The sequence below is a fragment of the Mesorhizobium sp. M0615 genome, from assembly GCF_040320805.1.
Classification (GTDB): domain Bacteria; phylum Pseudomonadota; class Alphaproteobacteria; order Rhizobiales; family Rhizobiaceae; genus Mesorhizobium.
In genome coordinates this window covers 311,671-324,200 of sequence record NZ_JAMYQI010000002.1, presented here as the reverse complement: position 1 = coordinate 324,200, position 12,530 = coordinate 311,671, and the positions used below count along the sequence as shown (strand labels likewise).

General features: G+C 63.8%; 14 protein-coding genes. 12 read left to right on the top strand and 2 right to left on the bottom strand.

Features of this window, described 5'->3' with window-relative positions; genetic code table 11:
- The first annotated feature begins 21 nt into the window (after positions 1–21).
- On the top strand, positions 22–915 hold the full coding sequence (locus NKI46_RS04370; protein WP_352744912.1) for an aminoglycoside phosphotransferase family protein: 894 nt from the start codon (positions 22–24) through the stop codon (positions 913–915).
- A gap of 102 nt (positions 916–1,017) precedes the next feature.
- A complete protein-coding gene (gene recO / locus NKI46_RS04365; protein ID WP_023738568.1) occupies positions 1,018–1,809 on the top strand; it encodes a DNA repair protein RecO in 792 nt (263 codons plus the stop codon).
- A gap of 101 nt (positions 1,810–1,910) precedes the next feature.
- On the opposite strand, the gene NKI46_RS04360 is transcribed toward recO, so the two are convergent.
- On the bottom strand, positions 1,911–2,375 hold the full coding sequence (locus NKI46_RS04360) for an NUDIX hydrolase (protein ID WP_023670246.1): 465 nt from the start codon (positions 2,373–2,375) through the stop codon (positions 1,911–1,913).
- A gap of 247 nt (positions 2,376–2,622) precedes the next feature.
- Here NKI46_RS04360 and NKI46_RS04355 point away from each other — a divergent pair, with 247 nt between their 5' ends.
- From NKI46_RS04355 to NKI46_RS04315, 9 genes are all read left to right on the top strand, one after another.
- A complete protein-coding gene (locus NKI46_RS04355; protein ID WP_023738569.1) occupies positions 2,623–5,397 on the top strand; it encodes a DUF2339 domain-containing protein in 2,775 nt (924 codons plus the stop codon).
- Between the two features lie 47 nt (positions 5,398–5,444).
- Positions 5,445–5,687 (top strand): type II toxin-antitoxin system VapB family antitoxin, encoded by a 243-nt coding sequence (locus tag NKI46_RS04350; protein ID WP_023670248.1) that lies wholly within the window; start codon positions 5,445–5,447, stop codon positions 5,685–5,687.
- Entirely contained in the window at positions 5,687–6,103 is a 417-nt protein-coding gene (locus NKI46_RS04345; RefSeq protein ID WP_023692861.1) for a type II toxin-antitoxin system VapC family toxin, read from the top strand. Before NKI46_RS04350 ends, NKI46_RS04345 begins: the two co-directional genes overlap by 1 nt.
- 162 nt (positions 6,104–6,265) lie before the next feature.
- Positions 6,266–6,784 carry an RNA polymerase sigma factor gene (locus NKI46_RS04340; RefSeq protein WP_023670250.1) on the top strand — a complete coding sequence of 173 codons (519 nt, stop codon included), beginning with the start codon at positions 6,266–6,268 and terminating at the stop codon, positions 6,782–6,784.
- Positions 6,781–7,572 (top strand): anti-sigma factor family protein, encoded by a 792-nt coding sequence (locus NKI46_RS04335; RefSeq protein ID WP_023738570.1) that lies wholly within the window; start codon positions 6,781–6,783, stop codon positions 7,570–7,572. Before NKI46_RS04340 ends, NKI46_RS04335 begins: the two co-directional genes overlap by 4 nt.
- Before the next feature lie 159 nt (positions 7,573–7,731).
- Positions 7,732–8,829, top strand: a complete 1,098-nt coding sequence (locus tag NKI46_RS04330) for a peptidase C39 family protein (RefSeq protein ID WP_023738571.1) — start codon at positions 7,732–7,734, stop codon at positions 8,827–8,829.
- A gap of 5 nt (positions 8,830–8,834) precedes the next feature.
- Complete coding sequence (locus NKI46_RS04325) at positions 8,835–10,298, top strand: RimK family ATP-grasp domain-containing protein (RefSeq protein WP_023692866.1); 1,464 nt, start codon at positions 8,835–8,837, stop codon at positions 10,296–10,298.
- A gap of 38 nt (positions 10,299–10,336) precedes the next feature.
- Entirely contained in the window at positions 10,337–10,468 is a 132-nt protein-coding gene (locus NKI46_RS04320) for a hypothetical protein (RefSeq protein WP_352744907.1), read from the top strand.
- Complete coding sequence (locus tag NKI46_RS04315) at positions 10,465–10,611, top strand: DUF3303 domain-containing protein (RefSeq protein WP_352744904.1); 147 nt, start codon at positions 10,465–10,467, stop codon at positions 10,609–10,611. Before NKI46_RS04320 ends, NKI46_RS04315 begins: the two co-directional genes overlap by 4 nt.
- 12 nt (positions 10,612–10,623) lie before the next feature.
- Here the strand turns inward: NKI46_RS04315 and NKI46_RS04310 are convergent, their stop codons facing one another.
- Positions 10,624–11,523, bottom strand: a complete 900-nt coding sequence (locus tag NKI46_RS04310; RefSeq protein ID WP_023753089.1) for a LysR substrate-binding domain-containing protein — start codon at positions 11,521–11,523, stop codon at positions 10,624–10,626.
- Positions 11,524–11,610: 87 nt separating this feature from the next.
- Here NKI46_RS04310 and NKI46_RS04305 point away from each other — a divergent pair, with 87 nt between their 5' ends.
- A complete protein-coding gene (locus tag NKI46_RS04305; protein ID WP_031195761.1) occupies positions 11,611–12,528 on the top strand; it encodes a fatty acid desaturase family protein in 918 nt (305 codons plus the stop codon).
- Positions 12,529–12,530: the final 2 nt, after the last annotated feature.

Sequence of the window (12,530 nt, the reverse complement as noted above, 5' to 3'; positions counted from 1 at the left end):
CCGGCAGTTTGAGACGATGACATGCCTGATCCAAAACCGACCATCGATACCGATCTCGTGCGCCGGTTGATCGCCGCGCAATTTCCGCAATGGCGGCATCTGCCGGTGAGGCCGGTGGCGTTTGGCGGCTGGGACAACCGAACCTTCCACCTCGGCAATGATATGACTGTGCGGCTGCCGAGTGCCGCACCATATTCCTTGCAGGTCGAAAAAGAGCACCGCTGGCTGCCCAGGCTGGCGCCGCTTCTGCCGCTGCCGATCCCGGATCCACTGGCGATGGGCGAGCCTGGGGAGGACTACCCCTGGCAATGGTCCGTCTACCGCTGGATCGACGGCGAAACAGCCAAGACCGCCGAAATCGCCGATCGCCCACAGTTCGCGGTCGATCTCGCTAAGTTCCTCATTGCGCTCCGGCGGATCGATCCGGCGGGCGGGCCGCCCGCGGGCCAGCACAATTTCTTCCGCGGCGGAACGCCGAGCGTGTATGACAACCAGACAAGGGAAGCACTCCAGGCGCTGGAGGGGCAGATCGACACCCAGGCGGCCACCGCTGTCTGGGATGCGGCCCTTGCCGCCACCTGGCAAGGGTCGCCCGTCTGGTTTCACGGCGACGTCGCCTGGGGCAACCTTCTGGTCCAAAACGGCCGTTTGAGCGCCATCATCGACTTCGGCACCTCAGGCATCGGCGATCCCTCTTGCGACCTGGCGATCGCCTGGACGTTCTTCCAGGGCGAGAGCCGGGAGGCGTTCCGCGCCGCCATCGACGTCGATGAAGCGATCTGGGCGCGCGGCCGCGGCTGGACGCTGTGGAAGGCGCTGATCACGGTTGCCGGACACGACGCCAACCAAGCCGAAGCCGAGCGATCGCGCCGCGTCATCGACGACGTCCTGGCCGATCACCGGGAATTCGCGTGATCAGAGCCTTTCGACGATGTGTGGGGATCCAATGTCAGCACAGATCGCACGCGGCGCGCCAAAATCTTGATTTAGCCACGCAACCGGTGACAAGCTCCTGCCATGGAATGGCGCGACGAGGGAATCATACTCGGCACCCGCAAGCATGGCGAAACCAGCGCCATTCTCGAGGTAATGACGCGTGCGCATGGCCGCCATCTCGGCCTGGTGCGCGGCGGGCGCTCGCGCAAGCAGCAGCCGGTGCTGCAGCCCGGCAACCGCGTCGACCTTTTGTGGCGGGCACGCCTCGACGAGCATCTCGGCACCTTCCAGGCCGAGGCGATCGAGATGAATGCCGCCCGGTTGATGGACAGCGCAGTCGCCGTCTACGGCCTGCAGACCATGGCCGCGCATCTCAGGCTCCTGCCGGAGCGCGACGCCCATGGCAGCCTGTATGAGACGCTTGCCGTGATGATCGCCCATCTGGACGATTCGGATGCCGCCGGCGAACTGGTGGCGCGCTTCGAACTGCTCATCCTCGACGAACTCGGCTTCGGCCTCGATCTCAGCCAGTGCGCGGCGACCGGCGCCAGGCAGGATCTGGCCTATGTCTCGCCGAAATCCGGCCGCGCGGTTTCGCGCCAGGCCGGCGCGCCATGGCGCGACAAGATGCTGGCGCTGCCGGCCTTCCTGCGGCGCGGCTCCGGCTTGCGGGCGGACCACGCGGCACTCGAGGACGCCTTCCATCTGACCGGTTTCTTTTTCACCCGCCATGTCTACGAGCCGCGCGGCATCGAACAGCCCGATGCCCGTGCCGGCTTCCTCGCCGCCTTGCGCAAGCATCATTCGGGCGGCAAGGCCGCCCTTACGGCAGACGCTGCGCCAGAAGGGGGAGGGAGACTCGGTGGGTGCTGACCTCCGCAAACCGTCCAGGTTCACACCAAAAGCTGCATGCGGCAGCATTCCCTCCCCCTTGTGGGGAGGGTTAGGGTGGGGGTACTCGTAGGGCAAGAGCCTCAGCCGGCTTTGCGATGCTCCATGAAATCATCGAGGATGGCGCGCTGACCGCCGAGGATCTTGAGGCTGGCCTCGGCGAAGGAAAACCAGCCGGCCCTGTCGATTTCGGGAAATTCCCTCGTCACGCCTGACCTGGGCGGCCATTCCATCGTGAACATGTTGCTTTTAACGGCATCGGGATCGAAATCGGCTTCGACACTCCAGGCGATGACGATCTTGCCGCCGGCTTGCCGATAGCTGCCGACAGGTTCGAAATCGCCATCGATGCTGACTCCGAGTTCTTCCCCAGCCTCGCGCCGGGCGGCGGCCAACTCATCTTCATTGTCCTCGACGAGGCCCTTGGGGATCGACCAAGCGCCTTCATCCTTCCTTGCCCAGAACGGGCCGCCGGGATGGACGAGCAGAAATTCGAGAATGCCGGCCCTTGTCCGGTGGATCAGCAGCCCTGCACTTCGTTTCGGCATTCGATTTCCTCGTAGTTCATCCGAGGATAGCATGGCTCCTGGGCAAGTGGCGGCGGCATGCCATTCCTGGCTATCTCAGATGATGGGTGAGGATAAAGACCGTAGGCCGCTGGAATTTGCCGAGGAAACATGCTCGATAACTTCTTTTCGGCCACCATTGCGGTGGCGTGACTTGAATAGCCGTCTGGGGTGGCCGTGTGGCCGCCGCAATTGTCAGTGAAAACTGGCCTGGTTTGGGGGAACCGCCATGTTTGAAAGCCTGATTGGCGCCGTCGTCGTTATCGTGCTTTTTGTCCTCGTCTTGCGCCAGCAGGGCCGCGTCAGTCTGATCGAGCGCGAGCTCGGAGCGCTGCGCAGCCTGGTTCTGTCCGGAGTGCATGCGACACCGCCCGTTGCCAAACCGGCCGAGCAGGCTGCAAGCGCACCGGCGGATGCCGCTCACGCTAGCGCACCAGTTGCCGACATAGCTTCGCCAACAACAGCAGACGCGGCACATGCCCAGGCACCGGCCGCCGAAGCCGATGCGGCCACCAGCGAGGCCGTGCCAGAACTGTCGGCCGCGGCCAAGGCGGCATTCACCGGATCCGCGCCTGCCGCCACGTCGAAGGCAGCCCGCCAGTCAGAGGTCGAAACGGCGCTCGGCACCCGTTGGGCGGTCTGGGTCGGCGGCGTCGCGCTGGCCCTGGGCGGCCTGTTCCTGATCCGCTACACCATCGAGGCCGGCATTTTCGGCCCTGAAGTGCGGCTGTCCCTGGCGGCGCTGCTCGGCCTGGTGCTGATCGGCGGCGGCGAGTTCATCCGCCGCACCGGCTTCAAGGTGCCGGTGCAAGGGGCTGCAGGCGCCTATATTCCGGCGATCCTGACGGCTGCCGGCGCCTTCATCCTGTTCGGTACGGTCTATGCCGCGCATGCCATTTACGGTTTCGTCGGGCCGGCCTTCGCCTTCACCGTGCTCGGCGCCATCGGCGTGGCGACCATTGCCGCCGCCCTCGTCCACGGCCAGGCCCTGGCCGGCATCGGTCTCGTCGGCTCGATGGCGACGCCGGCGCTTGTGTCCTCGCAGGCGCCCAACCCATGGGCGCTGTTCGTCTACCTGGCGATCGTGCTTGCCGCTACAGCCGTGATCGCCCGCATTCGCGACTGGAAATTCCTGATTGCGGCGGCCTTCTTCGGCACCGGCGCCTGGACCATCGTCTACATGATGAGCACGCTAGTCGCCGACCTTGCCGTCATCCTGTTCATCGACGCGGTGACGCTGGCGGTGCTTGCCTTTGTCTGGCTGGGCACACGTGACAGCGAAGCGGAGACGGCGAAGACCGGCTTCGACTGGCCCTCGATCGTGCCAGGCGTTTTCGTTGCGTTTTCAGCGCTAGGCCTGTCCGTCGACACGACGCTGGTCGCCGCCGGTGGCGCCTTGCCGGGCGCCTTCGTCCTCGTCGCCCTTGTCGCCACCGCACTCTACCGGCCGCGCGCGCTGCCGCTGCTGCATGCCGCCGGCGTGGTGAGCGTGATGATCCATCTCGGCATCATTCCGCCCACCACCATCGGCTCCGACATAACCCAGGGGAATATCGGCTTTGACGGCATGCCGGTGGCGGCCGGAAATCCGTTGACGCTGCGCATCGGCATTGCCCTCGGCCTGGTTTTCATCGGCGCCGGCTTCTGGGCCGCACGCCGCTTCGCCGCCTCAGCACGGGTCCGCGCGGCATGCTGGGCGGCATGGGGCGTCGCTGCGCCGCTGCTTATTCTGCTGACGCTGTGGCTCGCCTACGGCAATCCCGACCGCGACCTTGTCTACGCAGCGATAGCTGCCCTTCTGGTCGTCGTCTTCGCCGCCGGCGGCGAATGGATTGCGCGCGCCGAACAGCCGCCGCTCAAGGGCGACGTCGCCGTCTCCTTCGCGCTTTGCGGCTCGGCTCTGGCCGGGCTCCTGATGCTGCACATGGCCTTCGGTTCCGGCTGGACCACGTTGCTTGCCGGCGTTGCCGCCATCGTGCCGGCGCTGGCGACGCGTTGGCGTTCTTATCCGGTGCTGGGCTGGATTTCGGTCGGCGCGGTCGTCGCCGTGCTCGGCCGCGTCGCCTTCGATCCGACCATCGTCGGCGCCGAGTTCCTGACGACGACGCGGGTGTTCAACTGGCTGCTGCCGGGATACGGCGTACCGGCGCTAGCCTTCGGCTTTGCCGCCTGGCAACTCGCGCGTACCACCCCCGCACTACCAACAACTGGTAATGGCCGGCCGCGCCTAGCGATGGAGGCGGGTGCAGCCCTGTTTGCGCTGCTCACCGTCGCCATGCTGGTGCGCCACGCCATGCATGGCGGCGTCATCGACACCGGCCCGGTGACGCTCGCCGAACAGGCGATCTATACGCTGATCGCCATCGGCGCCGGCGCGATACTGGTGGCCATCGACATGCGCTCGCCAAGCTCTGTGCTGCGCTACGGCTCGATGGCTGCCGGCGTGCTCTCGGTCGCCTTCATCGTCCTCCAGCATTTCCTGGTGCTCAATCCGCTGTTCACCGACGAATCGACCGGCCAGATCCCGGTGTTCAACCTCTTGTTCCTGGCTTATCTCCTGCCGGCCATCGCTGTCGGCGGGCTGGCGCTCTATGCCAGGGACAAGCGGCCGCCATGGTATGCGCAGATGCTGGCGGTGGTGGCGGCATTGCTTGTCTTCGCCTACGCCACACTGTCGGTCAGGCGCGTGTTCAAGGGCGAGTTCATCGGCCTGTGGAGCGGCCTCGGCCAGCTCGAGACCTACACCTATTCGGCGCTCTGGCTGGTCATTGGCGTCGTGCTGCTCACCGCCGGCGTCTGGCTGAAGTCGCAGGTGCTGCGCATCGCCTCGGCGGCGCTGATCGCGATTGCCGTGGTAAAAGTCTTCCTGTTCGACATGTCGGAACTGGAAGGCGTGCTCAGGGCGCTGTCCTTCATCGGTCTTGGCGCCGTGCTGATCGGCATCGGCCTGTTCTACCAGCGGCTGCTGACGCGGGCGGCGAGGGAGGCCAACGCTGCAACTTGAAGTGATATACGGGATGGAATATATGAATATCCAACGGAGGATATTCGATGCCGCTCTATATCCGCGACGACGAAGTGGATGCGCTGGCCAGCAGATTGCAACGCGAGACGAACGCTCCGAGCAAAACGGAGGCGGTGCGGGTCGCGCTCGTGCACGAACTTGAGCGCAATCGGGCGAAGGTGCCGCTGCGCGATCGGATCGCCAGTCTTCAGGACAGGGCCAGGAAGCTTGGCCTGCCCAATCCCGATTTCGATATGAAGAAGTTCACCGACGAGATGTGGGAAGACTGATGTTTGTCGACGCGTCGGTGATCGTCGCCATTCTCAACCAGGAACCTGGGTGGGAGGAATTGCTGAAGCAGCTATCCGGTTTTTCCGGGCAGGTCTGGGTTTCTCCGTTGGTTCACTTCGAAGCAACACAGGCATTGGCAAGGGCCGGCGCCGGCCCGCGCAGACCCAGCGCTGAAGCCCTTCTCCATGCCCGCGATCTGATCGATGAGTTCATTGTGGAGATCATGGGAGAGAGTCTGGCCATTGACGACAACATCGGCTCTCGGGCCATTGACGCGAGCGCCCGTTACGGCAAAGCCGTTGGCCACAAGGCGGATCTGAATCTCGGGGACTGTTTTGCTTACGCCTGCGCGAAAAGCCGCGATCTTCCACTGCTGTACAAAGGCCATGATTTCGCACTGACCGATTTAGGATAATTCGGCCCTTTTGTTGATTGCCGGGAATAATTTAGCCGATCAACTCGTTATCTCACTGCTTGGGTGACCGGGGCGGCAGACCGCTTCGCGCTGGCCGCTTGCGCCGCGCCGGGAAGGCGCGTTCAATCGGGTTAAACAAGGGCGACCTCAGAACCAGCGGTCATGGACGAAAAGAAGGCAGCAATCCTTGGCGAAATACCGCGCCTGCGCCGCTACGCACGCTCGCTTCTGCGCGACCGCGAATCCGCTGACGATCTCGTCCAGGATTGCCTCGAACGAGCGCTCTTGCGGCTTGAAAGCTGGCAGACGGGAGAAAGCCCCCGGAGGTGGCTGTTTACGATCATGCATCATTTGTTCATCGATCAGATGCGCAAGGTGAACCGGCGCGGTGAGGCGGCGATCCTGCCGCTTGACGCAAACGAGGCGCAGGCAGTCCCCGCCGAGCAGGCGGAGAACGCCGCCTCGCGCGAGATCATCGACGCATTGCAGGCGATCAGCCCCGACCGTCGCGCCGCTCTCGTCATGGTCGCCATCGAAGGATTTTCCTATGCCGAAGCCGCCAACATTCTCGGCGTGCCCGCCGGCACGCTGATGTCGCGCATAGCGCGCGGACGCGAGGAGCTGCGCAGCCTGCTCGATGACACGGCGCGCCGCCGCTCGATAAGGATCGTCGAGAAATGACCCGCAGCGATTTTTCCGAACGCGATATCCACATGGCTCTCGACGGCGAGCTGCCGGGCGACGAGCGCGCCGCCTACGACGCCTGGATCGACGCCAATCCCGAAATGAAGGCCAAAAGCGCCCGCTACACCGCCGACCGCGCCGCGTTGCGCGCCGCCTTTGCCGGTGTGCTCGACGAGCCCGTGCCGGTGCTGTTCAAGCAGATCGTTAGCGGTGAAGGCGCGACCAAAGCGGCGGCGCGGCAGTCGCGCTGGTGGCTTGCGGCCGCGGCGGCCGCAGTGCTCGTCATCGGCGGTCTTGGCGGCTATTTTGCCGGCATCGACGGCATCGGCAGGGAAGATGGCGCCGATGACCAACTGGCCGAAGAGGCGATCGCCGCCCATGTCATCTATGCCGCCGAACAGCGCCATGCAGTGGAAGTGCCGGCAAGCGACAAGGATCACCTGCAGACCTGGCTGTCCAACCGCGTCGGCTTGAAACTGGTGGCGCCGGATCTGGTGGCGGAAGGTTTCCAGCTGGTTGGCGGCCGGCTGCTGCCCGCCGGCCAGGGCAAGGCCGCGATGCTGCTTTACGAGGACGCCAAGGGCCAGCGCATCTCTTTGTTTGTGACAGCTGATTCGTCCGCCAAGTCCAAGGGCACCTATATGGCCGACGCCGACGGCCCCGAGGCGATCTACTGGCTGGACAAGGGCTATGCCTGTGCCGTCGTCGGCTCGCTGCCGCGCGAGCAACTGGCTGCGGTCGCCAAGCGCGCCTACGGTCAGCTTCTGGCGGGTATCGCCAGTTAAGCGCGTTCCGTTTCGGGAATGCGCCTGGGTAGAAAGTGTCACAATTCGGCCCTATTCGAAGTGCGATAGCGCTTGATGGATATCAGCGTTTCGGCTGATGTTTGCGACGTTTTTGACCGCGGCCTTTTCCTCCACCCAATCGAGGTTTTCCAAACCCGCATGCCTGCCGAGATTCGCAAGGCCCGCGCGTCCGACGTCGATGACCTCGCCGCCATCGAGAAGGCGGTTTTTTCCAGTGACCGCATTTCCCGGCGCTCCTTCCGCCTGTTGATCGAACGCGAGACAGCCGAGATGCTGGTCGCCGAAAGCGATGGCCGTGTCGCCGGCTACGCCATCGTGCTGTTTCGCAAGGGCAGCGGCGTCGCCCGGCTCTATTCGCTTGCCACCAGCCCGTTTTTCAGCGGCCGCGGCACTGGCCGCATGCTGCTTGCAGCGGCCGAAGAAGCTGCCTTCGAGCACGACCGCATGATGTTGCGCCTCGAAGTGCGCGAGGACAATCTTCGCGCCATCGGCATCTATGAGCAGAGCGGCTACCGCAAGATCGGTGGCGAGCCCCACTATTACGAGGATGGCGCCACCGCGCTGCGCTACGAAAAGACCTTGCGCGGCGATATTCCGGTCGCCACCAAAGTCCCGTTCTACCAGCAGACCTGCGAGTTCACCTGCGGTCCATGCTGCCTGATGATGGCGATGGCCAATTTCGATTCCGGCTTCGTGCCCGATCCGGTCATGGAAATCCGCCTATGGCGCGAGGCAACGACCGTGTTCATGATGTCCGGCCCGGGCGGCTGCGAGCCCTTCGGCCTTGCGGTTTCCGGCTACGAAAGCGGGCTTGCGGCGGAAATCTTCGTGTCCTTCTATGGCGCGCTGTTCTTGCAATCGGTGCGCAGCGACGACAAGCGCCGGGTGATGGAACTTGCCCAGGTGGACTTTCGCCGCCGCGCGGAACTTTACGGCATCCCGGTGAATTACCGTCCGTTCACCATCGATGATATCCGCGGCGCCCTGGCTCAGGGAAAACTGGTGCTGGTGCTGATCAGCGGCTTCCTGATGTTCGGCAAGAAGGTGCCGCATTGGGTGCTGGCTATCGGCGACGATGGCGACCACATCCTGATCCACGATCCCTGGGTCGAGGACGAAAGACAGGAGACCATCCTCGATGCCGCCAACATTCCCGTGCCGCACGGCATCTTCATGAACATGGCGCAATTCGGCCGCGACGGACTGCGTGCTGCCATCACTCTTGGGAAACGCTGATAACAATGACCTGGGTCATCCTCACCGGCCGTCAGAACGATCTCGACCCGGCGGCGACGCCGCACAAGATCATCACCAACCGTGACTATCTTGCGCATCCGGCGCTGTTTCGCGGCCAGCAGCCGAAGGTCATCAACCTATCGAACAATTACGCCTACCAGAGCCGCGGCTATTATGCCTCTCTGCTCGCCGGTTCGCGCGGCCACAAGGTCATCCCGACGGTCGAGACGATGATCGACCTGTCCGAGCGCAAGCTCTACGAGCACGCGCTGCCGGAACTGGAGCTGGCGCTCAACAAATGCCGCAAGGATCTCGGAGGCGTTTTCCCGCAAAAAATCTGCATCTTCTTCGGCATCGGACCGTCGAAGGTCTGGGACCGCTTCGCCAAGCTGTTGTTCGACTGGTTCCGCGCTCCGGCGCTTGAGGTTCACATCAAGGACAGCGCCGAATGGGCCTCGATCCGCAAGATCGGCTTCCTGCCGCTGGCCAGGATGGCCGAGGAGGAAGAAGCCCTCTTCGTGCAGGCGCTCGAGACATACACCAACCGCGAGTGGCGCGACACCAAGGGCCGCACGCCGGCACGCTACACCTTCGCCACGCTGGTCGATCCGCATGAAGAACTGCCGCCGTCGGAGATTTCCTCGCTGCGTTACTGGGCCAAGATCGCCGAAAAGATGGGCGTCGAAATCGAGCCGATCACCAGGAAGGACCTGGCCAAGCTCGCCAATTACGACGCGCTGTTCATCCGCGAGACCACCTCGATCTCAAACCACACCTACCGCTTCGCGCGCCGCGCCCAGCAGGAAGGCATGCCGGTGATCGACGACCCGCTGTCGATGATCCGCTGCACCAACAAGGTCTATCTCAACGAACTGATGGCCTACAACAAGGTGCCGGTGCCGCCGACGGTGATGATAGCCGGCACCTCGGACCTCGAACTGGCGGCGCAGACGCTGGGCTTTCCGCTGGTGCTGAAGATCCCGGATTCATCGTTCTCGCGCGGCGTCAAGAAATGCGGCAACTTCGAAGAACTGAAGACGCTCGCCACCGAGTGGCTGGAGGATTCCGATCTTCTGATCGCGCAGAAATTCATCCCGACCGAATATGACTGGCGCGTCGGCGTGCTCGGCGGGCAGCCGCTGTTTGCCGTGCATTATTTGATGGCGAAAAAACACTGGCAGATCGTCAACCACAAGGCCAGCGGCAAGCCCGACCAGGGCGGTATCAAGACCTTCACGCTGAAAGAGACGCCGCCGCATGTCGTCGACACCGCGGTGAAGGCGGCGCGCTGCATCGGCGACGGGCTTTACGGCGTCGATCTCAAGGAAACCAAGGATGGCGTCTTCGTCATCGAGGTCAACGACAACCCGAACCTCGACCATGGCTGGGAGGATTCCGGCGAAAAGGACGAAGTCTGGGTGCGGCTGACGCAATGGTTCCTGGAGCGGCTGGACCGTCCCGGGCGTTAGTTTGCCGTCCCGGGCGGCAATTCAACCGAGGGGGAAAAATGCAGTTCATCGTCATCGAGGATTTCACCGGCTGCGACCGCAAGGAGATCTACCGCCGTTTCGGCGAGCGCGGCAGATTGAAGCCGGACGCGCTTGTCGTGTACCACTCTCCTGGATCGCGGCTGATATGAGCCGCTGCTTCCTTTTGGTCGAGGCCGATGACGTCACGCTGCTGCAGCGCTGGGTCATCGAATGGTCTGACCTGGTGGAGTTCGAGATCATTCCCGTGGCGACGAACAAGGACATGACAGCAGCGCTGGCTGCGCATCTCTGACGCTGCTGACCATCATAGGAGCACCGGCGAACCCACCGACCGCCGGCATTCCTCAATCAGCCAATTGCGAAACGCCGCCACCAGGTCGCGCCTTGCACTGCGTTCCGGGATCGTCAGGCAATATGGCTGACGCAGCGCGATCGATAGGGCATTAGCCCGGACCAAACGGCCCTCTTCCAGCGCCCCGGCGCAATAAATGCCTTGCGCCAGCGCCACGCCCAGCCCCGAAATGGCAAGGTCGAGCGCTGCCCGCGACGAGTTCGCCGACAGGCCGCGCTGCACTGTGCGGCCGGGCTCTATGCCCGCCGCCTCGAACCATGTGCGCCAAGACGGAAACGACGCGCCGGTCGGTCCCCAGTCGGTGTGAATCAGTGGCAGGCCGGCGAGGCTGTCGGTTTTGGCGGTGAGTTCTGGCGCGCAGACGGGGTAGACGGCGTCCCTGACGATCTCCTCGCTCGGGTGTTCACGATAGTGCGGGCCGAAGGACAGCCGGATGTCGATCAGTTCGCGGTCGAACGGCACCGGATCGTCATCGCCGCGCAGGGATATGTCGACGGCGCCGTGGCTGGCGACAAAGCCGGCGAGGCGTTCGGAAAGCCAGCCCATCGCCATGGACGGCGGCACCGATACGACAAGCCGCGGGCGGAAGGCATCGCTGCCACGCGCGATGCTGCCGATCTCCCGAAAAGCCAGGGTCAGCCGGGGCAGCATCTCGACGCCGGCTTCCGTCAGCACCACGCGGCGGTTGACGCGATGGAACAGTTTTCGACCCATCTGCTCCTCGACGGTGCGAATGAGCTGGCTGACCGCAGCCGCCGAGATCGAGAGCTCATCCGCCGCTGCGGCGAAACTCCCCGAGCGCGCCGCCGCCTCGAAGGCTTGAAGTCCTCTCAGGGAAGGAAGCGCGGTCATTGGGTGATCCGATAGGTAAGGTCAGCTTATCTGTGTCGCAGAAATCCTCGTCTTTCGAAAGCTTTCTTATTCGAGTAGCTTGGCGCCATGACCGTATCGGCCCAGTTTGAACCCAGAGACCATCTCGACGTCATCGCGTTCCTGACCAATGAGCAGCGCAGCCGCCTGACCGGCAAGTCGGACGGGCCGGGTCTGGTCCAACTCGCCTTCCATCTCGGCGCGATTGTGGCTATCGGCGGGCTGATTGCGGCCAAGGTGTCGTACTGGCCGCTGTTGATGTTGCCGCAAGGCATTCTTATCGTCTTCCTGTTCACGCTGCTGCATGAGACGGTGCACAGGACGGCGTTCGAGACGCAGTGGCTCAACGATGCCGCCGCAAGGGTCTGCAGCCTGGCGATCGCGCTGCCCGCCGACTGGTTTCGCTATTTCCACTTCGCCCATCACCGTTTCACCCAGGATCCAGAGACCGATCCGGAACTCGCCTTCCCGAAACCGGAGACGATGCGGCAATACATCGTCCACGTCTCGGGCCTGCCGGTGTGGTGGGGGCATTTGCAGACACTCTACACCAACGCGATTGGCGGCTGCCACGACAGCTACGTGCCGCCGAAAGGCCTGCCCAAGGTGCGCACTGAAGCCCGCGCCATGATCGCTTTCTATGTCGTGGTCGCCGCGCTAGCCCTGTGGTTCGAGGCAAGTGTACTGCTCTATGTCTGGATCGTGCCGGCGCTGCTCGGCCAGCCCTTCCTCAGGCTCTATCTGCTGGCCGAGCATGGCCGCTGCCCGCTTGTCGCCAACATGCTGGAAAACACCCGCACCACGCTGACCAACTGGCTGGTGCGCAAAGTCGCCTGGAACATGCCGTATCACGCCGAGCACCACGCCTATCCCGGCGTGCCCTTCCATCAGCTGCCGGCCTTCCACCAGCTGATCGAGCGCCATCTCAAAGTCGTCGAACCCGGCTATGTCAGCTTCCACGAGAAATACGTCGAGACCTTGCGCTGAGG

What these genes read in the sequence shown, in the direction of transcription:
- recO (WP_023738568.1), top strand. Translation starts at nt 1,018, where the DNA reads ATGGAATGGCGCGACGAGGGAATCATACTCGGCACCCGCAAGCATGGC.
- NKI46_RS04320 (WP_352744907.1), top strand. Translation starts at nt 10,337, where the DNA reads ATGCAGTTCATCGTCATCGAGGATTTCACCGGCTGCGACCGCAAGGAG.
- NKI46_RS04360 (WP_023670246.1), bottom strand. Translation starts at nt 2,375, where the DNA reads ATGCCGAAACGAAGTGCAGGGCTGCTGATCCACCGGACAAGGGCCGGC.
- NKI46_RS04350 (WP_023670248.1), top strand. Translation starts at nt 5,445, where the DNA reads ATGCCGCTCTATATCCGCGACGACGAAGTGGATGCGCTGGCCAGCAGA.
- NKI46_RS04310 (WP_023753089.1), bottom strand. Translation starts at nt 11,523, where the DNA reads ATGACCGCGCTTCCTTCCCTGAGAGGACTTCAAGCCTTCGAGGCGGCG.
- NKI46_RS04330 (WP_023738571.1), top strand. Translation starts at nt 7,732, where the DNA reads ATGCCTGCCGAGATTCGCAAGGCCCGCGCGTCCGACGTCGATGACCTC.
- NKI46_RS04335 (WP_023738570.1), top strand. Translation starts at nt 6,781, where the DNA reads ATGACCCGCAGCGATTTTTCCGAACGCGATATCCACATGGCTCTCGAC.
- NKI46_RS04305 (WP_031195761.1), top strand. Translation starts at nt 11,611, where the DNA reads ATGACCGTATCGGCCCAGTTTGAACCCAGAGACCATCTCGACGTCATC.
- NKI46_RS04345 (WP_023692861.1), top strand. Translation starts at nt 5,687, where the DNA reads ATGTTTGTCGACGCGTCGGTGATCGTCGCCATTCTCAACCAGGAACCT.
- NKI46_RS04370 (WP_352744912.1), top strand. Translation starts at nt 22, where the DNA reads ATGCCTGATCCAAAACCGACCATCGATACCGATCTCGTGCGCCGGTTG.
- NKI46_RS04315 (WP_352744904.1), top strand. Translation starts at nt 10,465, where the DNA reads ATGAGCCGCTGCTTCCTTTTGGTCGAGGCCGATGACGTCACGCTGCTG.
- NKI46_RS04355 (WP_023738569.1), top strand. Translation starts at nt 2,623, where the DNA reads ATGTTTGAAAGCCTGATTGGCGCCGTCGTCGTTATCGTGCTTTTTGTC.
- NKI46_RS04325 (WP_023692866.1), top strand. Translation starts at nt 8,835, where the DNA reads ATGACCTGGGTCATCCTCACCGGCCGTCAGAACGATCTCGACCCGGCG.
- NKI46_RS04340 (WP_023670250.1), top strand. Translation starts at nt 6,266, where the DNA reads ATGGACGAAAAGAAGGCAGCAATCCTTGGCGAAATACCGCGCCTGCGC.